Genomic DNA, 24,907 nt, shown 5'->3' with positions numbered 1-24,907 from the left:
GGCACCTCAGCGAACGCCGTGCATGAGTTTCTGGATCAGCGGCGCGATGAGGAAAAGCACGACGCCCGCACCCGCAAGCGCCCAGAAGCCGAGCGTGTAACCGCTCAACGCGGAACCCGTGGTCATGCCGGTCTCGCCGCTGACCCACGCCGCGAACACGCCGGACATGTTGTTGCCGTTCGCGATCGACAGGAACCAGCCGCCCATCGCAAAGCCGACGTACCGCGGCGGCGCGAGCTTGGTCACCATCGACAGGCCCACCGGCGAGAGGCAGAGCTCGCCGACCGACTGGATCACGTAGACCATGAACAGGGTCCAGAACGGGATCTTCTCGTGCGCGTCGACGAGGTAGGTCAGCGCGTACATGAGCAGCAGGAACGCGAGGCCGTTGCCGACCAGGCCGAGGCCGAACTTGCGAGGGATCGACGGCTCGACGTTGCGCTTGCCCATCCAGATCCAGATCGCGGCGATGATCGGCGCGAGGCCGATGATCGCGAGCGAGTTGACCGACTGGAACCAGGCGACCGGGAATTCCCAGGCGCCGAACATGCGGTCGACGATGTTCTGGGCGAGGAAGTTGAACGAGCTGCCTGCCTGCTCGAAGAACATCCAGAACAATGCGTTGAACACGAAGATGATGAGCATCGCGACGACCTTGTCGCGCGCGACCTTGCCCTCGCGGATGCCTTCGACGAGCAGCATGACCGCGAGGCCGATGAACAGCACGCCGAGGATCACGATCAGCGCGGTCGCACCGAGCTTGGACAGCAGGAAGTAGACCAGCGGCACGCCGACGACGGCGCAGCCGAGCACGATGCCGATGCCGCGCGCCTGCGGCACGTCGGCCGGCGGGCGGCCGATGCCGTGCAACTGGCGTCGGCCGAACCAGAACCACAGGAAGCTGAGCAGCATGCCGACGCCAGAGGCGAGGAACACGACCTTGTAGTTCTGCTGCAGCGGCGTGTCCGTGAGCACGCTCGCGAGCCAGCCGGTGACCAGCGGCGAGAGGAATCCGCCGAGGTTGATGCCCATGTAGAAGATCGTGAAGCCGGCATCGCGACGGCGGTCTTCCTGGCTGTAGAGCTGGCCGACCATGGTCGAGATGTTCGGTTTGAACAGGCCGTTGCCGACGATCACGAGGGCGAGGCCGAACAGGAAGACCTCCTGGTTCGGAATCATGATCACGAACAGGCCCGACGCCATGATCAGCGCGCCGATGAGGATCGAACGCTGGTAGCCGATCAGCTGGTCGGCGACGTAACCGCCGAACAGCGAGGCCGCGTAGATCAGCGCGAGGTAGGCTCCGTAGACGTCGTTCGCGGGCGCCTCGCCCGTGCCGGAGCCGCCGTAGAACTGGGCGACGATGTAGAGCGTCAGCGCCCAGCGCATGCCGTAGAACGCGAAGCGCTCCCAGTACTCGGTCATGAACAGCATCCACAGCGGCGCGGGGTGGCCGAGGCGCTGCGGGAAGTTCGGGAGTGCGGCGGGTGCGCCGGGGCTGGTGGCGGACATGGATTCCCCTCGATGAGACGTATCGCGAACGTGTAACCGCTGGCGGCGGCCGCGTCAAACCGCAGCGCAGCGGGATTCGCCGGGGCGAGCGTGCTAGCGCGGCGAACGCCGCCGCGGCCGGGCGGACGGTTCGCCGGGGCGGCGCGCTCGTCAGGCGGCGCCGATCTCGGTGCGCACGTCGACGAGTTCGGGGAAGAACGTGAGATCGAGCGCCTTCTTGAGGAAGGCGACGCCGGACGAACCGCCCGTGCCGCGGCGATAGCCGATGATGCGTTCGACCGTCTTCATGTGGCGAAAGCGCCAGAGCTGGAAGCTTTCCTCGATGTCGACGAGCTGCTCGCAGAGGTGGTACTCCGGCCAGAAGTCGCGCGCGCGCTCGTAGACGCGCTTGAACACCGGCACGAGTTCCGGCGTACGCTCGTGCGGCCGGCTGAAATCGCGTTGGAGGCACGCAGCGGGCACCGCGTGGCCGCGCCGGGCGAGGAAGCGCAGCACTTCGTCGTACAGGCTCGGCTCGACCAGCGCACGGCGCAATTCCTGCTGTGCGGCCGGGTCGTGGTCGAACACCTTGAGCATGGCCGCGTTCTTGTTGCCGAGCAGGAACTCGATCGTGCGGTACTGCTGCGACTGGAAGCCCGAGGCGGGGCCGAGCACGTGGCGGAATTCGAGGTATTCCGACGGGGTCAACGTCTCCAGCACGCCCCACTGACCGAACAGCTGATGCTGCACCTGCTTCACGCGCGCGAGCACCTTCAGCGTCGTGTCGACGTCGTCCGCGCGCAGGCGCGCGATCGCCGCGCGCAGCTCGTGGATCATGAGCTTCATCCACAGCTCGGCGACCTGGTGCTGCACGATGAACAGCATCTCGTCGTGGTGCGGCGGGTCGCTGAGCGGTTTCTGCGCCGACAGCAGCACGGGCAACTGCAGGTAACCGCCGTACGTCGTGCGGTCGCGCAGGTCGAGTTCGATGCCTTGCTCGAGGGGGCGCAGGTTGTGCGGTTCGTTCATCGCGACGCCACGATCGTGGGAGCTGGCCAGTGTAACCCGCCACCGCCGATGTTGCGCCGGGCCTTGCGGGAGCGGCGGGCTCTTGCTTACTGTTCCGCTCCCGTCGCCGCGGCCGCAGGCCGGCCCATCCGGCACCGTATTCCGCGCGCACCTGCGCCGTGCGACACCGCAACGGAGGCTGTCTTGCCCATCGCCGCCACCTTCGAGATCGAATTCCTGCAATACCTCGACGCCGACGGCAAGCTCGTCCGCGACGACCTCCCCGCGATCGCGCGCGACATCCGCCAGCTGGTGGACCTGTACAAGCAGATGCTGTTCGTGCGCGTGTTCGACGGCAAGGCGGTCGCGCTGCAGCGCACCGGCAAGCTCGGCACCTACGCGTCCTGCCTCGGCCACGAGGCCGCGCACGTCGCGATCGGCAGCGCGATGCAGGAGGACGACGTGTTCGCGCCGATGTACCGCGAGTACGGCGCGCAGTTCCATCGCGGCGTGAAGCCGCGCGAAGTGCTGCTGTACTGGGGCGGCGACGAGCGCGGCAGCAACTTCTCCGGGCCCGCGCACGACTTCGCCTGGTGCGTGCCGATCGCGACGCAATGCCTGCACGCGGCCGGCTCGGCGCTCGCGTTCAAGGTGCGCAAGGAGCCGCGCGTCGCGGTCACCGTGGTCGGCGACGGCGGCTCGTCGAAGGGCGACTTCTACGGCGCGATCAACGTAGCCGGCGCGATGCAGCTGCCGCTGGTCGCGGTCATCGTCAACAACCAGTGGGCGATCTCGGTGCCGCGCAGCATGCAGACGGGCGCGAAGACGCTCGCGCAGAAGGGCATCGCCGCCGGCCTCGAATGCCTGCAGGTCGACGGCAACGATCTCATCGCGATGCGCGCGGCGATGGACCATGCGGTCAAGCGCGCGCGGCACGGCCACGGCGGCATGGTGATCGAGGCGGTCACCTACCGCCTGTCCGACCACACGACCGCCGACGACGCGCGCCGCTACCGGCCCGACGACGAAGTGAAGGCGGCGTGGGCGCGCGAGCCGCTCAAGCGCATGAAGGCCTATCTCATGTCGCTCAACGCGTGGACCGAGAAGGAAGAAGAGGACTGGAAGACCGATTGCGCGGCGCGCGTCGACGCCGAGGTCAACGCGTACCTCGAAACGAAATCGCAGCCGACCGAGGCGATGTTCGACTACACCTGGGGCGAACTGCCGGCTGACCTCGCCACGCAGCGCGCGGAAGCGCTCGCCGCGGACAAGCCCGCACATTGAATCGCGTCTTGGGAGCGTACCTGCGCGCGACGCACGTCCGTCGCGCAGGGGGCGCGCTCCTGCAGGAGAAGAAACGGAATGGCACAGATCACCCTCATCGAAGCCGTCACCCAGGCGCTCGCGCACGAGATGAAGCACGACCCGAGCGTGGTCGTGCTCGGCGAGGACGTCGGCGTCAACGGCGGCGTGTTCCGCGCGACGGTCGGCTTGCAGGAGAAGTTCGGCGCCGAGCGCGTGATCGACACGCCGCTCGACGAACTGACCATCGCCGGCCTCACCGTAGGCCTCGCCGCGCAGGGCATGAAGCCGGTCGCCGAAGCGCAGTTCGAGGGCTTCATCTACCCGATGATGGAGCACATCGCCTGCCATGCGGCGCGCCTGCGCACGCGCACGCGCGGTCGGATGACCTGCCCGGCCGTGTTCCGCGCGCCGTGGGGCGGCGGCATCCGCGCGCCCGAGCATCATTCGGAAGCGAACGAGCACCTGTTCACGAACATCCCCGGCCTGCGCGTGGTGCTGCCGTCGTCGCCCGGTCGCGCCTACGGCCTGCTGCTCGCCGCGATCCGCGATCCGGACCCAGTGATCTTCCTCGAGCCCAAGCGCATCTACCGCCAGTACAAGGAAGAGGTCGCCGACGACGGCGAAGCGCTGCCGCTCGACGTCTGCTTCGTCCTGCGCGACGGCAGCGACGTCACCCTAGTGACCTGGGGCGCGCAGGTGAAGGAGACGCTCGAGGCCGCCGATGCGCTCGCCGGCGAAGGCATCAGCGCCGAGGTGATCGACGTCGCCACGCTCAAGCCGCTCGACTTCGACACGATCCACGAGTCGGTGCGCAAGACCGGCCGCTGCGTGATCGTGCACGAGGCGCCGCGCACCGCGGGCTTCGGCGCGGAGATCGCCGCGCGCCTCGCCGAGCACGCGATGTACGACCTCGTCGCCCCGGTCGAGCGCGTGACCGGCTACGACACGCACATCCCGCTGTACCGCCTCGAGATGAAGTACCTGCCGAGCGTCGAGCGCATCGTCGCCGCGGCGAAACGCACGCTCGCCGCGAGCTGAGTCGAACACGGAGCACTCCGATGGCCACCGTCGCGAATATCCTCGTCGGCCTCGTCGCGCTGCTGCACCTGTACTTCCTCGTGCTCGAGATGTTCCTCTGGACCACGCCGACCGGACGCCGCGTGTTCGCGACGACGCCCGAGTTCGCGCAGGCGTCGAGGACGCTCGCGGCGAACCAGGGGCTCTACAACGGCTTCCTCGCGGCGGGCCTCGTCTGGGGCCTCGCCGAAGGCGTCGAGGGTTTCCACATCAAGCTCTTCTTTCTCTCCTGCGTGATCGTCGCCGGCCTGTACGGCGCGTGGACGGTCAGCCGCAGGATCTTCTACGTGCAGGCGCTGCCGGCGATCGCCGCGCTCGTGCTGCTGCATTTCCACTGACGGCGCCGCGCGCGTCGCAAGGACGACATTCCCATGGCCGACATCAGAACCTTCTACCTCCCCGACCTCGGCGAAGGGCTGCCCGACGCGACCGTCGTCGAATGGCTCGTCAAGGTGGGCGGCACGGTGCGACTCGACGAACCGATGGTGTCGATGGAAACCGCGAAGGCGGTCGTCGAGGTGCCCTCGCCGTTCTCGGGCAAGCTCGTCAAGGTGCACGGCGACAGCGGCGACGTGATCGCGACGGGCGCCGCGCTCGCCGACTTCGAACTCGATCCGAAGATGCCGCAGCGCGCGGAGGCCGAGTCGACCGGTCACCACCATGGCCCGCCGAAGGTGGCGGCTGCCGCACCCGCGAAGGGTACCGGCACCGAGGCGCCCGACCACCGCGGCGTCGTCGCGTCCGACGAAGGCGGCGAGATCGAGAGCGGCGGCAAGGCGCCGCGCGCCGACGAAGGCACCGTGGTCGGCGCGATGCAATCGAGCGACCGCGTGCACGCCGAGCAGGCGACGAGCATCGGCGGCGTCAAGGCCGTGCCCGCGGTGCGCGCGCTCGCGAAGAAGCTCGGCGTGGACCTCGCGCGCGTGTCGCCGAGTGGCGCGGGCGGCGTGGTCACGCTGCAGGACGTCAAGTCCGCGGCCGCGGCAGGCACCGCGAGGATCGGCGCCGCGCCGTCCGCCGCATCCGCGCCCACGCGCTCCGCATCGCCGGCTGCAGGCGCGTCGCCTGCTCCGGTCGCGTCTGCCACAGCGCAGCGCACGACGCTGTCCGCCGCCGGCAAGCCGATGCGCACGACGCCGCCGACGGTCGCCGCGAGCGGCCAGCCCGAACAGCTGAAGGGCGTGCGCCGAAACATGGCGCGCGTGATGGCCGCCGCGCACGCTGCGGTCGTTCCGACCACGCTCAGCGACGATGCCGACATCCATGCGTGGCTGCCGGGCAACGACATCACCGGCCGCCTCGTGCGCGCGATCGTGCGTGCATGCAAGGCCGTGCCCGCGCTCAACGCGTGGTTCGACGGCGACAACCTCACGCGCACCTTGCACCCGCACGTCGACATCGGCATCGCGGTCGACACCGACGACGGCCTGTTCGTGCCCGCGTTGCGCAACGCGGACATGCTCGACTCAACCGGCGTGCGTGCTGCGGTGAACCGCCTGCGCGCGCAGGTCGAGGACCGCAGCATCCCGTCGTCGGAACTCGCCGGCTATACGATCTCGCTGTCGAACTTCGGCGTGTTCGCGGGCCGCTACGCGACGCCGGTCGTCGTGCCGCCGTGCGTCGCGATCGTCGCCGCCGGCAAGGGTCGCCACCAGATGACGCCGGTCATGGGCGGCTTCGAGTCGCACCGCGTGATCCCGCTGTCGCTGACCTTCGATCACCGCGCCGCGACCGGCGGCGAAGCTGCGCGCTTCCTCAAGGCGATGCTCGACGACCTCGCGCTCGCGCAGTGACCGCATGAAGCCGAACACGACGCGGGCGGCGGTCGAGCAGGCCTACCCGGGCCTCGTCGCTGCCGCGGAAGCGGCGATGGCGCGCGCGCATGCGCCGCACTCGCACTTCCGCGTCGGCGCCGTGCTGCTGTTCGACGATGGCCGCGGCGAACGGTTCGTGCCGGGCTGCAACGTGGAATCGGATGTCTACGGCCTCACCATCTGCGCCGAGCGCAACGCACTGTTCTCGGCGGTCGCGCAAGGGCGCGGCTACCCGCTCGCGCTCGCCGTGATCGCCGACACCGACGAGCCGGTCGCGCCGTGCGGAGCCTGCCGCCAGTGGCTGCACGAATGCGACGTCGAGCGGCGGCTGCGCGTGTTCCTGCTCACGCGCCGCAGCGACGCCGTGCGCGAATGCGGCACCGACGACCTGCTGCCGGAAGCGTTCGCGCTCGACGCGCAAGCGCGCGCCGCGCGCAATCCCTGGCGTTGAGCGTCCGACCCCGCTCCGCCACGAACCCCGGAGTCTTCCGATGCACCACAGCCGCCTCAGCACCATCGTGATCGACTGCGACGTCGACGACCTTGCGTCCGCAGCCGAGTTCTGGAGCCGAGCGCTCGGCAAGCCGATCGCATCGGCCGACCAGGACGGCGACGGCAAGTACGCTGAACTCGCGACCGCCGCGGACGAACCGCTGATCCTGCTGCAGAAGGTCGACCACCCCGCGCGCGTGCACCTCGACATCGAGACCGACGACCTCGAGGCCGAGGTCGCGCGACTGGAAGCCCTGGGCGCGCACCGGGTCGATTTCCGCGAACGCTGGTGGGTCATGGAGGCGCCGACCGGGCACCGGTTCTGCGTCGTGCGGCGCCAGCGACGCGTTCGGCCCGCACGTCAACGAATGGGCCGGATAGTCGCGGGGCACCGGTCATTCAGCGCGCATACTGCAATCGAAACGTGCGCCATGTATGATGCGCGACCTTCGATTTATCCACGCATCCGTATAGAAGGATATTTGCCGCGATGAGCAACTACCTGTTCACCTCCGAATCGGTCTCCGAAGGCCATCCGGACAAGGTCGCCGACCAGATCTCCGACGCCGTCCTCGACGCGATCCTCGCGCAGGACAAGCGCGCGCGCGTCGCCTGCGAAACGATGGTCAAGACCGGTGTCGCGATCGTCGCCGGCGAGATCACGACGAGCGCGTGGATCGACCTCGAGGCGCTCACGCGCAAGGTCATCCTCGACATCGGATACGACTCGAGCGACGTCGGTTTCGACGGCGCGACCTGCGGCGTGCTCAACCTCATCGGCAAGCAGTCGCCCGACATCAACCAGGGCGTCGATCGCAAGAAGCCGGAAGAACAGGGCGCGGGCGACCAGGGCCTGATGTTCGGCTACGCGACCAACGAGACCGAAAGCTTCATGCCGGCCGCGATCCACCTGTCGCACCGCCTCGTCGAGCAGCAGGCGAAGGTGCGCAAGAAGAAGAACTCGCCGCTGCCGTGGCTGCGCCCGGACGCGAAGTCGCAGGTCACGTTGCGCTACGAGAACGGCAAGGCGGTCGCGATCGACGCGGTCGTGCTGTCGACGCAGCACGACCCGTCGATCAGGCAGAAGGACCTCGTCGAAGCCGTGCGCACGCACATCATCGACCCGGTGCTGCCCAAGAAGTGGATCCACAAGGGCACCAAGTTCCACATCAACCCGACGGGCAAGTTCGTCATCGGCGGCCCGGTCGGCGACTGCGGCCTGACCGGTCGCAAGATCATCGTCGACACCTACGGCGGCTGGGCGCGCCACGGCGGCGGCGCGTTCTCGGGCAAGGATCCGTCCAAGGTCGACCGTTCGGCCGCGTACGCCGCGCGCTACGTCGCCAAGAACGTCGTCGCGGCCGGCATCGCCGACCGCTGCGAGGTGCAGGTGTCCTACGCGATCGGCGTGGCGCAGCCGACGTCGATTTCGGTGACGACGTTCGGCACGGGCAAGATCAGCGACGACAAGATCGAGAAACTGATCCGCAACCATTTCGACCTTCGTCCGTACGGGATCATCAAGATGCTCGACCTCGTGCATCCGATGTACCAGGCGACCGCGAGCTACGGCCATTTCGGCCGCACGCCGTTCGAGGTCAGGCACGCGAACGGCGACACGTTCACCGCGTTCTCGTGGGAGAAGACCGACAAGGCGGCCGAGCTGCGCAAGGCCGCCGGGATCAAGTAGTCCGCGACGCTCCAGCGCATCGAAGACGGGCCGCGCATGCGGCCCGTTTTTTTTCTTCGGCTTCAGCCCTCGAAAGCGTCCGCGAAGATCACGTCGGAAAGGACCGACTCCTCGACGAGCACGAAGATGTCCGACGCGCCGTTCACGTCGTCGGGGTCGATGTCGCTCGCGCTCGACTCCCAGGCCATCGAGAGGCCCGACGCGTTCACGCCGAGCGAGTCGCCGGCCGGGCCGTTGCCGGGCCCGCCGCCCGCCGTCGTGCTGAGCATCTCGGGCATGCCCGCACCGGGCACGTAGAGGAAGACCTGCGGATACGCAGCCACTCCGGTCCAGGCGAAGTTGCAGTGGAACACGACGCTGCCGATGTCGGATACGGCCGACACGGCGCAACTGTCATAGGCATTCGAAGGCATGATCGGAGGCCGCGGGATGGCCGTCGTCGTGCCGGCTTGCCGGTCGCGCAGGTAGAGGCCGCTGTTGCTCGTCTCGCTCGCGCCATCGGCATAGCCGAGCCCCCCGTAGCTGCGGTTCTGGAAGCTCACGAAACGGCCGCCCGGTGAGATCGCCGGACGATACGCGAACGCGCTCGATCCCGACGCGGCCGAGGTGCTGCGGCTGACGAGCTCGGTCGTGTTCGCCTGCAGGTCGCGCACGTAGGCTTGCCCGCTCGTCGCGCCGGCGACCATCGGGGCGCTGCAGAGCATCGCGAGGTAGCGTCCGTTGCCCGAGAGGGCATGCGGCTCCAGCGAGCAGTTGCTGCCCGAGGCACCGCCATTGGACATCACCGACGCCATCTCCACCTGTCCCGTCGCCATGTCCTTGACGTAGATCTCGCCCGAACTGCCCGCGGGGACCGAGCTGCCGGCCGCCCTGCCCGCCATCCCCGTCATGCTCGCACCGGTCTGGAACGCGACGTAGCGACCATCGGCGGAAATCGACACGGTGTTGTCGTTCGTGCCGGTGCTCGCCGGCTGGCCGCCCGCATCGGCGCTCGCGAGTTCCAATGCGCCGGTCTCGCGATCCTTGCGCAGCACCTGCCAGTTCGGGCCATACGCCGGGTTGATGGTCAGGAACGCGACGTAGCGGCCGTCGCCGGACACGACCGGCGATTCGCCGCGGAACACGCTGCCGCCGACTTCGGAGACCGCCTCCACCACGCCCGTGTCGAGGTCGACCGCGACCGCGCGCGTGCCGTTGTAGGTGTCGCCGACCCAGTTGTTCGCGGTGCTCGCGAACACGACGGTCCGCCCGCCGGACGACATGTCGACCTGCGTGGACGTGCCGTTGGGCTCGATGCCGGCTCCGGGCACGAGGCGGGCGTAGATGAACGCGGCATGGGCGGGGGCGGCCATCATGGCCATTGCCCACACGACGAAAGCGCGGGCGGGCGTGCGGAGGATCGATGCGGAATTCATGTTCGGGGCTCCCGGCGTCGGTGGATTCCGCTAATCCGGTACGCGGTTCGGCGGCCGATCCCCGAACGGCGCGCACGATCCTGCGCCACCGGGGCTGCCCGACCGGCACGCCGATGCCGCTCACGCCGGCACATCGCGCCGCGTGCACCACGTGCACCACCGTGCACGGCTCTCGCTCATCCGGTAGCCTAGCCTCGGGGCTTGCCGGTGTCGGTCCATAGCCCTGCTCCTCCGCACCGATCGCGATCCCCATGCCGCCCAATCGTCCCTCGCGTCTGTCGCGCGCCTTCGTCCTCTTCGCCTTCGCCATCGTGTTGGCGGTCATCCCGCCCGCGCGCGCGGAGCGCGTCGAACCGCCGCTCGAGCTCCTGTACGCGCCCGGCAACCTGCTCGTCGCGGGCAAGGTGCTCGAAGTCGACGAGCGCGGCGGCCGGATCGTGTTCGGGCGCAAGGCCGTCTTGGGCAAGGGTCAGGCTCCGGAGCAGGTCGACGTGCGCGCATCGGCCGCCGCGCTCGCGCGCGTCAAGCCCGGTGCCGACTACATCTTCGGCTATTCGCTCGCACGGGCCGACGCGCGCGACCCGCTGCGCACCGTCGCCGATCCGCGCGGCGCGATGTTGCTGGCGAGCATCGGCCTCGATCCCGCGCTGTTCGAGGACTCGCCGCTCGCGCGCGCGATCCTCAAAGCCGGCCGCAGCGAACACGGTCGCGAGTCGCGACGCTTCTTCGAGCTGCTCATGCAAGGACTCGCGAGCGGCGACGCCGCATTGCAATACCTCGCGGCCGGCGAGATCGCGCTCGAGCCCGAGATCGGCGAGCGCCTGCGCGACGCGCGCGCGCGCGCGGCGGTCGAGAAGGTCGCGCGCGATCCGCAGGCGCCGGCCAACGTGCGTGCGTCGCTGATCCAGTCGGCGGCCCTGCGCCCCGCGGATCTCGGCGACTGGTGGCGACCCGCCGCGCTGGACGTAGTGACAACTACGCCTCCAGGCGGATATTCTGGCCATTCGCCGGCGTCGACGGAACTCATCCTGTTGGCGCTGGAGGAGCTCGATCAGCACGCGGTCCCGGTGCCACCCGATGCGCTGTCGCGCTGGGTGCGCAGTCCGAGTCCGCCGGTCGCCGAGCGAGCCTCCCTGATGTTGCGCAAGCTGTCCGCCTCGAGCGAACGCGACGCGATCCGCGACGCGCTGGCCGAGCCGGGCCTGCCGGATCAGACGCGCAAGTTTCTGAACGATCATCTGCGCCGCCTCGACGTCATGGACGCGAAGCTGAAGGCGCGGAAAGGCGGAGCCGACTGATCGTCATTCCCTGGGCAGGTGACGGCCGCCTGCCGCAGCGGAGAAGCAAAGCGCCGCCATCGTCTTTGGGGAGTTTCCACCATGGTTCTATCGCGTTTCCTGCCCGCTGCACTCGGCACGGCAGTGTGCGCCGCCTTCGGCGTGTCCGCCGCGCCGGTGGCGGTCACCACGCCGAGCGCCCAGGCGCCGGAGAATCTTCCGATCGTCACGCATGCCGCGCGCGCGGACATTTCCGCTCCGCTGCGCGACATCCTGCGGTCGATGCCGCCCGCATCCGCGATGGGTACCGAGCAGGAACCGTTCGAGATCCCGAACATCCTGCTCAAGCCCGCCGGACGCGTGAGTTCGTTCGTGCCGGACTACTCGCGCATGCAGACGCGCGGGACCGGCGTGCCGGCCCCGGCGGTCGACCTCAGCTTCGAGGCGATCAGCTCGACCACGTCCGGTTGCGGCTGCCTCCCGCCCGACACCAACGGCGACGTCAGCGACCAGCACTACATCCAGTGGGTGAACTCGTCCTGGCAGGCCTTCGACAAGGTCACCGGCGCGCCGGATCCGAACACGCTGACGCCGCGTCCGGGCAATTCGTTCTTCGTCGGCTTCGGCGGCAAGTGCGAAACGACGAACTCGGGTGACCCGCTCGCGATCTGGGACCCGCGCGCGCAGCGCTGGGTGATGAGCCAGTTCGTGACGAGCGCGCCGTACGCACAGTGCGTGGCGGTGTCGACCACGTCGGACCCGTTCGGCACCTATGCACGCTACGAGTTCAACTGGCCGAACTTCGGCGACTACCCGCACATGGGTATCTGGACCGACGGTTCGGGCCAGGACGCGTACCTGCTGACGACGCACGAATTCAATGCGTCGAGCGCGTTCCAGGGCGCGGCGATGATCGCGTTCGAACGCGACAAGATGCTCACGGGCGACCCGAGCGCGGCGATGGTGCGCTTCCCGGGCTTCGACGCCTACGGCGTGGAGCCGGTCAACCTCATGGGCTCGCTGAACGCGCCGACCAATGCGTGTCCGAGCTTCGTGCACTTCGACTCGATCACGAGCGAATACCTGTTCTGGGACATGTGCCTCAACTGGACCACGCCGGCGAGTTCGACGATCACGTCGACGCCGACGCGCGTGCAGGGCGCCCCGTTCGTGCCGTTCTTCGACGAGGTCCCGCAGCAGGGTAGCGGCGCCGGGCTCGATCCGTTCGGCACGCACATCATGTACCGCGCCAACGCGCGTGCGTTCCCGGCCGATGCTCCGACGCGCATCTCGCTCGTCGTCAACCACGTCGTGCAGGGCAACGTGCAGCAGGGCGGCATCAACTGGGTGCACTTCAATCTCGACGACAACGGCGCCACCCCGGCCACGCCGACGCCGCTCACGCGCAGCATCATCGACGAAGGCGTGTACGCGCCGGACGCGAACACGCGCTGGATGGGCGGCATCGCGATCGACGGCAGCGGCAACATCGGCGTCGGTTTCTCGAAGTCGAGCTCGGCGATCCATCCGCAGATCGAAATCACGGGCCGCACGCTCGACGACCCGGCCGGCACGCTGCGCGACGAGACGAGCTGCACCGACACGATCGCCAACGGCTCGCAGACGAGCACGAGCAATCGTTGGGGCGACTATTCGGCGATGACCGTCGATCCGGTCGACCAGTGCACGTTCTATTTCACGACCGAGTACTACCCGACCACCGCGGGCGCGAGCTGGCACACGCGCGTGTGCTCGTTCAAGTTCGCCACCTGCGGCGACCCGAACTACGCGCTCGTCGCCGAGACGCCCAAGCGCGTCGAGATGTGCGAAGCGACGAACCCGGGCGACCCGAGCTACGGCCTGCGCGTCGGCGTGCTAAACGGCTTCAGCGGCCCCGTCACGCTCGCCGGCAACGGTGTTCCGGTCGGTGCCACCGCCCAGTTCGCACCGAACCCGGTCAACGCACCCGGCACGAGCACGCTCACGCTGGTCGGCGGATCGACCCTGCCGTCGGGCGAGTACGCGTTCAGCGTCGACGCGACGAGCAGCACCCTGACCCGCAGCATCGCGCTCGAACTCGGTGTCTCGGCGAACGCGCCGACGCCGGTCACGCTCATCCTGCCCGCGGACACCGCGAGCGGCGTCAAGGTGCGCCCGCTGCTCAGCTGGGGCACCGTCGACGCGAACGACCGCATCTACGCCGACGGCCTCGACGGCGTCGCGCCGCCGCCGGTCGTGATCCCGAGCGATGCGCTCGAGTATCTCGTCGAAGTCGCGACCGACTCGGGCTTCGCGAACGTCGTCGCCAGTGCTACGGTCACAGGCACGACGTGGACGGTCGACACGACGCTGTCGAGCCAGACGACGTACTACTGGCGCGTGACGCCGAGCAACTACTGCGGCCCGAGCGCGCCGTCCGCGACGTTCTCGTTCACGACGGGCACGCCCGGCACCTGCCCGGCCGGCACGACGTCGTCGACGGTCTACCAGGAGAACTTCGATGCGGGCGCCGGCGGCTGGACCGCGGCCGGAACCGGCGGCACGGGCTGGACGCAGGGCGCGGCGCCCGGCGGCACCGGCTTCACGACGCCGGTGTGGAAGGTGCCCGACAACACCGTGAGCAGTGATCGCACGCTGACCTCGCCGTCGATCGCGGTGCCCTCCGGCGTGCAGGCGGTCATCCTCTCCTACGACGCGTACCACAAGTCGGAGCAGGATCCGCCGGGCGGCTGCTGGGACAGCTCTTCGCTCGAAACGAGCACGGACGGCGCGACGTTCGACTACCTCGACGCGAGCCACATGTTCACCGACCCCTACAACGGCGTCGCATCGCCGGGTGCGCCGCTCGCCGGGCGCCAGGGCTGGTGCTTCCCCGGCCCGGGCGGCACGTCCGCACCGTCGCACGCGGTGGTCGACCTCGACAGCTTCGCCGGCGAGTCGCTCAAGCTGCGCTTCCGCATGGTGTCGGACTCCAACACCGCTGCAGGGGCGCCGAACGGCCTCGTGGTCGACAACGTGAAGGTCGAGGTCTGCCAGTAAGCGGCGCACCCTGACCTGCTTCTCCAACGGGCCGCCTCGTGCGGCCCGTTTTTTTTTAGGCGAACGCGTGGTCGTTCGAGCCACGTATCTCTTTATCCGGAACAAGCGATATAATCCCGCCCTGCCTTCCGCCGAGGGGCGCTGCAGCGGGATTCCCGCGACGCTCGGCGGGCATGCATCCCATTGCAAGGGCGCCCCGGGTTCGCGATGCGAATCCCTCGCAAGGACCCGCCGCGTGCGGGCATTGCGAAAAATCCCGGAGATCCGAACCAATGAACGCTGTCGTCAAGAACCCGCCCGCGCACGACTACAAGGTGCGCGACCTCGCGCTCGCCGACTGGGGCCGCAAGGAAATCGACATCGCCGAGCAGGAGATGCCCGGCCTGATGTCGATCCGCAAGAAGTACGCCACCGCGAAGCCGCTCGCCGGCGTGCGCGTGACCGGCTCGTTGCATATGACGATCCAGACCGCCGTCCTCATCGAGACGCTCAAGGACCTCGGCGCCGAGGTGCGCTGGGCCTCGTGCAACATCTTCTCGACGCAGGACCACGCCGCCGCCGCGATCGCCGCGTCGGGCACGCCCGTGTTCGCATGGAAGGGCGAGACGCTCGAGGAATACTGGGACTGCACGCTCGACGCGCTGTCGTTCCCGGGCAGCAAGGGGCCGCAGCTCGTCGTCGACGACGGCGGCGACGTGACGCTGCTGATCCACAAGGGCTACGAGCTCGAGAAGGGCGACGACAGCTGGGTCAACAGTGCTTCCGGCAGCCATGAGGAGCAGGTGATCAAGAACCTGCTCAAGCGTGTCGCCAAGGAGCGTCCGGGCTACTGGACGAAGGTCGTCGCCGACTGGAAGGGCGTGTCCGAGGAAACGACCACCGGCGTGCATCGCCTCTACCAGCTCGCCGAAGCCGGCAAGTTGCTCGTGCCCGCGATCAACGTCAACGATTCGGTCACCAAGTCGAAGTTCGACAACCTGTACGGCTGCCGCGAGTCGCTCGCGGACGGCCTCAAGCGCGCGATGGACGTCATGCTCGCGGGCAAGGTCGCGGTCGTGTGCGGCTACGGCGACGTCGGCAAGGGTTCGGCGCATTCCTTGCGTGCGTACGGCGCGCGCGTGGTCGTCACCGAGATCGACCCGATCAACGCGCTGCAGGCCGCGATGGAAGGCTTCGAGGTCAACACCGTCGAGTCGACGCTCGGTCGCGGCGACATCTACGTGACGACCACCGGCAACAAGGACGTGCTCACGCTCGAGCACATGCAGGCGATGAAGGACCAGGCGATCGTCTGCAACATCGGCCACTTCGACAACGAGATCCAGGTCGACCGCCTCAACGCGTCGGGCGCGACCCGCCTCAACATCAAGCCGCAGGTCGACAAGTACACGTTCAAGAACGGCAACGCGATCTTCCTGCTCGCCGAAGGCCGTCTCGTGAATCTCGGCTGCGCGACCGGCCACCCGAGCTTCGTGATGTCCAATTCGTTCTCGAACCAGACGCTCGCGCAGATCGACCTGTGGGCGAACAAGGACGCCTACGAGCCAAAGGTCTACATCCTGCCGAAGAAGCTCGACGAGGAAGTCGCGCGCCTGCACCTCGAGAAGATCGGCGTGAAGCTGACCACGCTCAGCGACGAACAGGCCGCCTACCTCGGCGTGCCGGTCGAGGGGCCGTACAAGCCGGACCATTACCGCTACTGATCCGCGTGCATCTTCGTTGAAGACGGAACGGGCGCCGCGAGGCGCCCGTTTTCCGTTCCGGTCCTGCACATTCGCGTTCGCGCGGCGGCATCGCCCATCGATGCCGGGACCTCCGAGCGCTCACCGACACGCCGTGCCGAACCCCATCGCGACGTCGCGCATGCCGGCGACTACGGTCGCCAGTTCGCGTGGCGCCCCCAGAACTCGACGCTGCGCCGATACGCGTCGCGGTCGATCGGCACGCCGGAGCCGCCCTCGTCGATGCCGAGCGCGTTGCGCATCATCGTGATCGGCGCCATCGGGATTTCCTCCGGCTCCATCGTGTAGAGGCAACCGACGATGCCCCAGTCGGCATCGATGCGCGTGCCTTCCTTCGCGAGCTGCGCGCGACTGTACAGAATCGGCAACAGGTAGCGAGCGACCGGCGGCTCGATGCCTTCGAACCAGCGCACGAGCACGGGCAACTCGGCATCCGAGCGCGCCTCGTAGGCGGAACGCAGACGATGCCGGTTGTCGTCCGTGATCTCGACGACCGAACACCGCGTCGAGGTCCAGTTGCGGTGCACATGCAGCTTGCAGAACGGCGCGTAGCCGTCGAGCACGCGCAGCGGCGGCTCCGCGTCGAGCTGCCGCTCGAACGCCTCGGCGGTGCAGTCCTGGATCGCGGTGACGCGACGGTCGCGCGGGAACAGGCGGCGGCGGGCGAAGTCGGTGAGGACGATGGACATGCGGGTGCCGAGGGCTGGGGTCGAGGCGAACTCGCGCGTCGTCAGATCGGGGCGCCGGGCGGGATGGCCGGCAACGGGCGCAGCTTCACCGACGTCGGGTCCGCGAGGTACTTGCGGATCGTCTCCGCGGCGAGCGCGCGACTCGCGCCGGTCGCATCGCTGCCGCGCTGTTTCGCGAGCCAGCCCTGCCACTGCTGCAACGACGCGCGCACCTCGGCGTCGACTTGCGCGTGGAGGCCGCCACCGTCGAGGACGTGCAGCAAGGCGTCGAGCACGACCCAGTTCGCCGCATCCTGCACCGCCGTCGCGGCCGGCGCGTCGCCGCCGCGCGGATCCTGCTGCCAGCTGCCGCGGAACGTCGCCGCGAGCACGTCGGCGACGCCCGGTTGCAGCGGGTCGCGTGCACGCTGCCAGGCGAGGCGGTTGAGGCGCTCGGGCGCGAAAAGGAACGACGTCGTCTGCGCCGCCGCGGCTTCGACCGCGGCGAGCGGATCGAACACCGGCCCGGCCTTCGTCGCGAAGTACTCGCGATTGCGCGCGTATTCGTTGCCGGGCGGCGTGACGAGGTCGAGCACGCTCGCGGGCAGCGCGAGCGTGTCCGTGCCGAGGGTGCCGACGAGCCGCGCGAGCGCGTCGCGCTGCGTCGATGCCGGCACCGGCGTGATCCCGGCGACGCGCTCGCCCGCTTTCGAATACGCGTAGCGCGCACCTGCGAGCAGGCGCGCGACCGCCTCGGTCTGGTAACGATGCAGCAGGTAGACCGGCACGAGGCGCGCCTCGAGTTCGCCGACCTGGCGCTCGGGTGGCAGCACGCCGATCGAGAAATGCGCGAGCGCCGCGCGGCGCGCCGCCATCAGCGCATCGAACGTCGCGAGCGTGTCCGGCCCCGAGTCCCAGAGCAGGCCGTCCGGCTCGGCATCGCCGGGGCTGCGCGCATCCTGGTCGCTCAGGTAGCGGAAGCCCGCCTGCGCGATGTCCGCGCGCAGCTTCGCGAGCGCCGCCTCCTCGTTGCCCGGCGCGAACTGCGCGTAGGCATGCGCAACGATGAAGTCGTCCCAGGCACCGAGGCCGACGCCGTACGCGTGGGCGAGCGATAGGGTTCCGTCCGCGCCGAGCTCGAGCAGCGGATGCGGATAGTCCATGACCGAACCGTTGCCGTTGCGGCTCGCGGCGAAGTTGTGCGCGAAGCCGAGCGCGTGGCCGACTTCGTGCGCGGCGAGCTGGCGCAGTCGCGCGAGCGCCATGCGTTCCGCCTCGCCCTTCAGTTCCGCCGCGTTCGGTTTGTCGTACGGCGCGAGCAGGCTTTCCGCGATAAGGATGTCCTGGCGCACCCTCTGCGAGCCGAGCGTGACGTTGCCGCGGATGATCTCGCCTGTGCGCGGATCGACGATCGGCTGCCCGTACGACCAGCCGCGCGTATGGCGATGCGCCCAGGTGATCAGGCTGTAGCGCACGTCCATCGGGTCGACGCCTTCGGGCAGCAGCTCGACGCGATAGGCGTCCTTGAATCCGGCCTTCTCGAATGCGCTCTTCCACCAGTTCGCGCCGTCGAGCAGGGCCGAACGCACCGGCTCGGGCGTGCCGCGATCGAGGTAGAACACGATCGGCTTCCTGACCGGGCTCGTCGCCGCGCCGGGGTCGGTCTTCTCGAGGCGAAAGCGCGGCTGCACGCGGCGATCGAGCGATGCCGACAGCGGCTGCGCATAGTCGTACCAGCCGACGCTGAGGCCGCCCGATGCGGGATGGTAGGCACGCGGCTCGTAGCCCGGCGCAGGCAGCCGCACGAAACTCAGGTGCTGGCGCTGCGTGAGGCTGCGCGGGTCCATCGCGACGCCCTTCACGAACGTACCCTCGGCCGGGCCGCGGAACGTGAGCACGCCTTCGAGCTCGGTGTTGTCCGGGAAGCTCTTCGCGTCGGCGAGCGACGGGACGCTGCGCTTGTCGTCGACGTCGTACTTGCCCTGCTTGGCCTGCTCGAGCCGCTCGGCGATGCCGTGGCGATCGGACACCAGCAAGCCGCTCACGTCGACGAGCACCTGCGCGTCGGCGCCCTTGCGCTCGGCGACGACGTCCCCTGCCCACAGCACCGACTCGGCGAACGCCTGGCGCACGCTCAGCGCTTCGTCCGCGTTGGCGGACAGCGCGCGGAACTTCGTGTTGTCCTCGACCAGCAGCACGCGCGCGCCGACGCGGCGCCACTCGACGAGGTGCGAGTCGCTGCTCTGGCCGCGATCGAGGCCGACGTCGTTCGAGCCGAGCGCCCACGGCAGCGAGCTCGTCATGAGGAACGGAACCCCGAACGCGCGCAGGCCGAGCAGCACGCGCCCCTTCGCCTCGTCGCGGTAGACGTCGAAGAAGCCCGCCGCGGCCGCGAGCCCGCGCGTCGCGACCGCGAAATCGGCGATCGCGCCGTCGTTCCGCTTGTCCGCCGGCGGCGCTGCCTGCGTCGCCACCGCGATCAGCCCCGCCAGCACACCCGACGCCACGCGTCCGCCCAGTCGCATCGTTCGTTCCCCTGCCGCGAAAGGCTCCATTCTGCCCGCAGCCGCGTGCCTCGCGCGTGGGCCGGAGATCACGGGGCGCCGCACGGCCACGCCGCGATCATCTATCTCTCCATCCGGACAAAGAGATATAGTTGCGCATCCGACGTCCTCCAGCGATCCCATGACCGCCTCCGTTCCGATTTCCTTCGAGTTCTTCCCGCCCAAGACCGACGAGCAGCGCGCAACCCTCGATGCTTCGCTGCCCAAGCTCAAGGCGCTCGGGCCCGAGTACGTGAGCTGCACGTTCGGCGCGGGTGGTTCGACTCTCAGCTACACGCCCGAAACGATCCGCCATCTGCGCGAGGAGCATGGCCTCGACGCCGCGCCACACCTGTCGTGCATGGGCGGCACGCGCGCGGAGATCCGCGACCTGCTCACGCACTACGCGCGGATGGGCTGCCGCCGCATCGTCGCCCTGCGCGGCGACCTCCCCTCGGGCATGGCGAGCTACGGCGACTTCCGCTACGCGAGCGACCTCGTCCGGTTCATCCGCGACGAACACGGCGACCGCTTCCACGTCGAGGTCGCCTGCTACCCGGAAGTGCACCCGCAGTCGGACGACGCGCACGCGGACCTGCGCCACTTCAGGACCAAGGTCGAGGCCGGTGCGAACGGGGCGATCACGCAGTACTTCTACAACCCGGATGCGTATTTCCGCTTCGTCGAAGCGGCACGGCGCGCCGGCATCTCGATCCCGATCGTACCGGGGATCATGCCGATCGCGAACTTCTCGCAGCTCAAGCGCTTCTCCGATCTGTGCGGCGCGGAGATCCCGCGCTGGCTCGGCAAGCGACTGCACGCGTACGGCGACGACGTCGACGCGATCCGCGACTTCGCCGCCGACGTGGTCGCCCAGTTGTGCGATCGCCTCGTCGCCGGCGGCGCACCCGGACTGCACTTCTACACGCTCAACCGCGCGCGCGCGACGCTCGCGGTGATCGAACGGATGCGGCACGGCTAGATCGCCGGCCGCCCGGTCCGCTCAGCGAGGCGCGGGCGCGATGGACGCCGTCGTCGAGCAGGCGATCGATCGCCGCGGCGCCCCCTGCTTCCACCCTGCGACGGCACTCCAGTCCGCGACGCCTCCGGCGGTTCGATGCGAGGTTCGCGGGCGACGCGCGATCCGCACGCGGTGTCCCGCTAAGCCGGAACCGCCGATGCGTGCACGCCGGCGACGGAACGACCGGAGGGATCGGCCGCCATCGCGAACGCGGGATCCCACGCGAGCGCGGCCGGCGACGAGCACGCGATCGACTTGCCGCCGGGCACGGTCGCCGCGCACGCCTCGCCGGGGAAGTGGCGCTCGAAGAGGCGCCGGTACAGGTAGGCTTCCTTCGTGGCCGGCGTGTTGAGCGGCCAGCGCGACGCGGCCGCGGCGAACTCGCGATCGCCGACTGCCTGCTCCGCGTGTGCCTTGAGTCCGTCGATCCAGCCGTAGCCGACGCCGTCGCTGAACTGCTCCTTCTGCCGCCACAGGATCGCGTCGGGCAGCACGCCCGCGAAGGCCTCGCGCAGCACCGCCTTTTCGATGCGCCGGCTGCCGTCGGCGTTCATGCCGGCCATCTTTTCGCGCGCATCCATCGACATCGCGACGTCGAGGAACTCGAGGTCGAGGAACGGCACGCGCGCCTCGACGCCCCACGCCATCATCGCCTTGTTCGCGCGCAGGCAGTCGTAGGTGTGCAGCGCATCGAGCTTGCGCACAGTCTCCTCGTGGAACGCCTCGGCCGACGGCGCCTTGTGGAAGTAGAGGTAGCCACCGAACATCTCGTCGGAGCCTTCGCCCGACAGCACCATCTTCACGCCCATCGCCTTGATGCGCCGCGCGAGCAGGTACATCGGCGTCGACGCACGCACGGTCGTGACGTCGTAGCTTTCGATGTGGCGGATGACCTCGGGCAGTGCGTCCAGTCCTTCCCAGAACGAATAGACGAAGCCATGGTGGACCGTGCCGAGCGCGTCGGCGGCGATCTTCGCCGCCGCGAGGTCCGGCGATCCCTCCAGGCCGATCGCGAACGAGTGCAGGCGCGGCCACCACGCCTCCGTACGGTCGCCGTCCTCGACGCGCGCGCGCGCGTAGCGTGCCGCGCAGGCGGCGACGAGCGACGAATCGAGCCCTCCGGACAGCAGCACGCCGTACGGCACGTCGGTCATGAGCTGGCGATGGACCGCGCGCTCGAAGGCGTCGCGCAACGCGGCCGGCTCGACGCGACGACCGCGCGTGTGCGCGTGGTCACGCCACGGCCGGTGGTACCAGCGCTGCAGGCTGCGGTCGGCACTGTCGTAGACGTGCCCGGGCGGGAATGCGGCGACGTCGGCGCAGAGCCCGACCAGCGCCTTCATTTCCGACGCCACGCACAATCGGCCCTCCGGGTCGTGGCCCCAGTAGAGGGGGCATACGCCGAGCGGATCGCGCGCAATGACGTGGCGCTGCGCGGCGGAGTCCCACAGCGCGAACGCGAAGATGCCGTTGATCCGCGCGAGCCAGCTCGCGGGCGATTGCGCACCGGCGGCGCGGTACAACGCGTTGACGACCTCGCAGTCGGACCCGCTCGTGTAGTCGTAGGCGAGTTCCGCGCGCAATTCGCAATGGTTGTAGATCTCGCCGTTGACCGCGAGCGCGAGCGTGTCATCGCGCGAGCGCAGCGGCTGCGCGCCGCTGGCCGGGTCTACGATCGCGAGCCGCTCGTGCACGAGGATGACGCCGGTGTCGACGTAGACGCCGCTCCAGTCGGGGCCTCGATGACGCTGGCGTTGCGAGAGTTCGAGCGAACGCGCGCGCAGGCCCGCGAGATCGTCGCCCGGCTGCAGGTCGAACAGGCCGAATATCGAACACATGGCGGAACTCCTCCTGCGATCGTCCTGATCGCGCATCGAAGGGACCGCGCGAGCCTCGCGACTCGACGGCCCGGAAACGACGAAGGCCCGCACTGGGCGGGCCTTCGTATCGTGTCGGTGGTGTCGAAAACGTACCTACACGCCGGCCCTCGTGTGCGAGCGGGCGTTATTGTTCGTCGCGACGGCGCGCAGCGGCGCCCAAGCACGGGGCGCGGTGCGAAGCTGCCGGAAGCGGTGGGTGCGGATCGACATGGCCGCACTACAGCATGCCGGCGGCACGGCTGCAAGTGGCGTCGGCGTGCGCCGGTTCACGAACGAGTGATAGCCTGCTCGCATGGTTTCTCTTCGCCCGCGGGTCGTTCGGCGGATCGTCGTGACAATCGCCTTCGCGTTCGCCGCAGCGTGCGCACGCGCGCAGGAGGGCGGCGACGACGGCCAGCGCGTGCACCGCTGCGTCGGCGTGCACGGTGAAGTCGTCTTCTCCGGATTCCGATGCAGTTCCAACGAGCAGTCGGGCATCAGCGTCGGCGCATTGGACGAGGCGCTCCCGCCTCCGCCGGCGGACGTATGCCCCGCGTCGCCGCAGGACCTGCGCGATCGGCTCGCGGCCGCCGTCGCACGCCATGACGCCAATGCGATCGCGGGCATGCTGCGCTGGCGCGGCGTCGGCGGCTCCGAGGCCGACCGGCGCCTGCGCGAACTGCGCGAACTCGTGCGCGCGCCGTTGCTCTCGCTCGAACAGGGCGACGGCCTGCTCGTACGCACGGGCAGCCAGGCGGGCGGCGGCGTGCGCGAGCACGCGTTCGGCATCGAAAGCGAAGCGGGTTGCTGGTGGCTCGACTGGTGAGGCGGGTGGCGCGCGCCGCGCTGTTATCATGCGCGTTTCCAGCGCGGAGCCGGACGTCATGGCGCAGACCTACCCCGACCATATCTGGCACAACGGACGCATCAAGCCGTGGGCCGAGGCCACCGTACACGTGATGGCGCACGCCCTGCACTACGGCTCGTCGGTGTTCGAAGGCATCCGCAGCTACGAGACGCCGAACGGTCCGGCGATCTTCCGCCTCAGCGATCACACCAAGCGCCTGTTCAATTCGGCGAAGATCTACGACATCCGGATCCCTTACACGCTCGACGAGATCAACGCGGCATGCCGCGCGGTGCTGAAGGCGAACGGCCTGTCGAAGGCATACCTGCGCCCGGTCGCGTTCCGCGGCCTCGGAGGCTTCGGACTGTCCGCGGAGACGCCGACCGACGTCGCCGTGGCCGCGTGGCAGATGGGCGCCTACCTCGGCGCCGGCGTGCTCGAGCAGGGCATCGACGCCTGCGTGTCGAGCTGGCAGCGCTTCGCGCCGAACACGATCCCCGCGGGCGCGAAGGCGGGCGGCAACTACCTTTCGGGGCAGCTCGTCGCGCGCGAAGCGCGCCGGCTCGGCTTCGGCGAGGGCATCGCGCTCGCGTCCACCGGATTGCTCAGCGAGGGCGCCGGCGAGAACCTCTTCCTCGTCTTCGACGGCGCACTTCACACGACGCCCGTGAGCGCGGCGCTGCTCAACGGCATCACGCGCAACACGCTCATCACGCTCGCGCGCGCGAACGGCATCGAGGTGGTCGAACGCGACATCCCGCGCGAATACCTCTACCTCTGCGACGAGCTCTTCATGTGCGGCACCGCCGCCGAGATCACGCCGATCCGCTCGGTCGACGGCAAGCCCGTCGGCGCAGGCAAACCCGGGCCGGTCACGCAACGCATGCAGGAGCTGTTCTTCGGCCTGTTCGACGGCCGGACGAAGGACGATTGGGGCTGGCTCGAGGCGGTTTGACCGGCCTGCGAGTGCGCGATCGAAGCGGGCGCGGGATGCCCGGCGCGCACTCGGCGACGGCGCCGTCCGCTCGCCGTCAGGCGGCATACGACGGCGGCCCGTCGAATGCGGCGACGAGAACGCGGTCGCCCTGCTGCCCCGCGTGGTAGCCCCCGGCGGGCCGGTCGACGCCCGCAAGCGTCGCGGGACCGGGAATCTAATCTCAACCGCGCGCGGCGAATTCGAGCGTCGCGGTGGCGCCGCCCTGCGGACGCGGCGCGAGCGAGACGTGCCAGCCGTAGAGTTCGCACAGCCGGCGCACGATCGCGAGGCCGAGGCCGCCGCCCTTTCCGATCGTGGTGCCGCGCACGCCGCGTTCGAACAGCTTGTCGGCGTCCTCGGGCTTGATGCCGGGCCCGGTGTCCTCGACGGTGACGCGGCCGTGGCCGACCGTCACGATGACCTCGCCGGCCTGCGTGTACTTGAACGCGTTGCCGATGAGGTTGCTGAGCGCGACCGCGACGACCGAGGACGGCGCGACCGTCGCGAGCGGCTGCTCGATCTCGACGCGCACCTCGACCGGCTTGTTCGCGACGTGCGGGCGTTGCGCGTCGACGACCTGCTCGACGACCTTCGCGACGTCCGTCGTTTCGCCGTCGGTCGGTGCCTGGCGCTCGCGTCGCGA

19 protein-coding genes, 1 pseudogene and 1 riboswitch are annotated in these 24,907 nt (G+C 69.3%); of the genes and pseudogenes, 13 read left to right on the top strand and 7 right to left on the bottom strand.

Translation table 11 applies throughout. From position 1 onward, the window contains the following. Nucleotides 1-6: 6 nt before the first annotated feature. On the bottom strand, nt 7-1,512 hold the full coding sequence (locus VI238_RS15200) for a peptide MFS transporter (protein ID WP_331652857.1): 1,506 nt from the start codon (nt 1,510-1,512) through the stop codon (nt 7-9). A gap of 150 nt (nt 1,513-1,662) precedes the next feature. Continuing rightward, on the bottom strand, nt 1,663-2,520 hold the full coding sequence (locus tag VI238_RS15195; protein ID WP_331652855.1) for a tryptophan 2,3-dioxygenase: 858 nt from the start codon (nt 2,518-2,520) through the stop codon (nt 1,663-1,665). A gap of 183 nt (nt 2,521-2,703) precedes the next feature. Between VI238_RS15195 and pdhA the strand changes: the two genes are divergently transcribed. The 7 genes and pseudogenes from pdhA (at nt 2,704) to metK (ending at nt 8,877) form a co-directional block, all read left to right on the top strand. After that, the gene (gene pdhA, locus VI238_RS15190; protein WP_331652853.1) at nt 2,704-3,783 is read left to right on the top strand and encodes a pyruvate dehydrogenase (acetyl-transferring) E1 component subunit alpha; all 1,080 of its coding nucleotides are present in this window, start codon (nt 2,704-2,706) and stop codon (nt 3,781-3,783) included. Between the two features lie 78 nt (nt 3,784-3,861). Next, nucleotides 3,862-4,842, top strand: a complete 981-nt coding sequence (locus tag VI238_RS15185) for an alpha-ketoacid dehydrogenase subunit beta (protein ID WP_331652851.1) — start codon at nt 3,862-3,864, stop codon at nt 4,840-4,842. A 20-nt stretch (nt 4,843-4,862) separates the two neighbouring features. Further along, entirely contained in the window at nt 4,863-5,219 is a 357-nt protein-coding gene (locus VI238_RS15180; RefSeq protein ID WP_331652849.1) for a DUF1304 domain-containing protein, read from the top strand. A gap of 33 nt (nt 5,220-5,252) precedes the next feature. Continuing rightward, nucleotides 5,253-6,674: a dihydrolipoamide acetyltransferase family protein gene (locus VI238_RS15175; RefSeq protein ID WP_331652847.1), complete on the top strand. Its 1,422-nt coding sequence runs from the start codon at nt 5,253-5,255 to the stop codon at nt 6,672-6,674. A 4-nt stretch (nt 6,675-6,678) separates the two neighbouring features. After that, entirely contained in the window at nt 6,679-7,146 is a 468-nt protein-coding gene (locus tag VI238_RS15170; RefSeq protein ID WP_331652845.1) for a cytidine deaminase, read from the top strand. Between the two features lie 40 nt (nt 7,147-7,186). Beyond that, a pseudogene (locus VI238_RS15165) lies at nt 7,187-7,568 on the top strand (VOC family protein). Between the two features lie 109 nt (nt 7,569-7,677). Beyond that, entirely contained in the window at nt 7,678-8,877 is a 1,200-nt protein-coding gene (gene metK / locus VI238_RS15160; RefSeq protein WP_331652843.1) for a methionine adenosyltransferase, read from the top strand. Between the two features lie 62 nt (nt 8,878-8,939). Here the strand turns inward: metK and VI238_RS15155 are convergent, their stop codons facing one another. After that, nucleotides 8,940-10,292, bottom strand: a complete 1,353-nt coding sequence (locus VI238_RS15155; RefSeq protein ID WP_331652841.1) for a hypothetical protein — start codon at nt 10,290-10,292, stop codon at nt 8,940-8,942. Nucleotides 10,293-10,543: 251 nt separating this feature from the next. Here VI238_RS15155 and VI238_RS15150 point away from each other — a divergent pair, with 251 nt between their 5' ends. From VI238_RS15150 to ahcY, 3 genes are all read left to right on the top strand, one after another. Next, on the top strand, nt 10,544-11,590 hold the full coding sequence (locus VI238_RS15150; RefSeq protein WP_331652839.1) for a hypothetical protein: 1,047 nt from the start codon (nt 10,544-10,546) through the stop codon (nt 11,588-11,590). Nucleotides 11,591-11,671: 81 nt separating this feature from the next. Further along, nucleotides 11,672-14,608 (top strand): hypothetical protein, encoded by a 2,937-nt coding sequence (locus VI238_RS15145; RefSeq protein WP_331652838.1) that lies wholly within the window; start codon nt 11,672-11,674, stop codon nt 14,606-14,608. A gap of 127 nt (nt 14,609-14,735) precedes the next feature. Continuing rightward, a riboswitch (S-adenosyl-L-homocysteine riboswitch) is annotated at nt 14,736-14,812 on the top strand. Between the two features lie 68 nt (nt 14,813-14,880). Beyond that, entirely contained in the window at nt 14,881-16,311 is a 1,431-nt protein-coding gene (gene ahcY, locus VI238_RS15140) for an adenosylhomocysteinase (RefSeq protein WP_331652836.1), read from the top strand. A gap of 170 nt (nt 16,312-16,481) precedes the next feature. On the opposite strand, the gene VI238_RS15135 is transcribed toward ahcY, so the two are convergent. Further along, the gene (locus VI238_RS15135; protein WP_331652834.1) at nt 16,482-17,039 is read right to left on the bottom strand and encodes a DUF3228 family protein; all 558 of its coding nucleotides are present in this window, start codon (nt 17,037-17,039) and stop codon (nt 16,482-16,484) included. Between the two features lie 41 nt (nt 17,040-17,080). Beyond that, nucleotides 17,081-19,543: a zinc-dependent metalloprotease gene (locus VI238_RS15130; RefSeq protein ID WP_331652832.1), complete on the bottom strand. Its 2,463-nt coding sequence runs from the start codon at nt 19,541-19,543 to the stop codon at nt 17,081-17,083. 160 nt (nt 19,544-19,703) lie between these two features. On the opposite strand from VI238_RS15130, the gene metF reads away from it, so the two are divergent. Beyond that, the gene (metF, locus tag VI238_RS15125; protein ID WP_331652830.1) at nt 19,704-20,543 is read left to right on the top strand and encodes a methylenetetrahydrofolate reductase [NAD(P)H]; all 840 of its coding nucleotides are present in this window, start codon (nt 19,704-19,706) and stop codon (nt 20,541-20,543) included. Nucleotides 20,544-20,722: 179 nt separating this feature from the next. Here metF and asnB read toward each other — a convergent pair whose 3' ends face one another. Further along, nucleotides 20,723-22,420, bottom strand: a complete 1,698-nt coding sequence (gene asnB / locus VI238_RS15120) for an asparagine synthase B (RefSeq protein WP_331652828.1) — start codon at nt 22,418-22,420, stop codon at nt 20,723-20,725. Nucleotides 22,421-22,793: 373 nt separating this feature from the next. On the opposite strand from asnB, the gene VI238_RS15115 reads away from it, so the two are divergent. Together VI238_RS15115 and VI238_RS15110 are read left to right on the top strand one after the other, a co-directional pair. Continuing rightward, complete coding sequence (locus VI238_RS15115) at nt 22,794-23,267, top strand: hypothetical protein (protein WP_331652826.1); 474 nt, start codon at nt 22,794-22,796, stop codon at nt 23,265-23,267. 58 nt (nt 23,268-23,325) lie between these two features. After that, the gene (locus VI238_RS15110) at nt 23,326-24,243 is read left to right on the top strand and encodes a branched-chain amino acid transaminase (RefSeq protein ID WP_331652824.1); all 918 of its coding nucleotides are present in this window, start codon (nt 23,326-23,328) and stop codon (nt 24,241-24,243) included. A gap of 202 nt (nt 24,244-24,445) precedes the next feature. Here VI238_RS15110 and VI238_RS15105 read toward each other — a convergent pair. Continuing rightward, a partial coding sequence (locus VI238_RS15105) for a HAMP domain-containing sensor histidine kinase (protein WP_331652822.1) occupies nt 24,446-24,907 on the bottom strand: 462 nt, incomplete at its 5' end.

The organism is Dokdonella sp. (assembly GCF_036518555.1).
Classification (GTDB): domain Bacteria; phylum Pseudomonadota; class Gammaproteobacteria; order Xanthomonadales; family Rhodanobacteraceae; genus Dokdonella_A.
The sequence above is the reverse complement of the archived record's forward strand: the minus strand, read 5'-3'. Positions and strand labels throughout refer to the sequence as shown.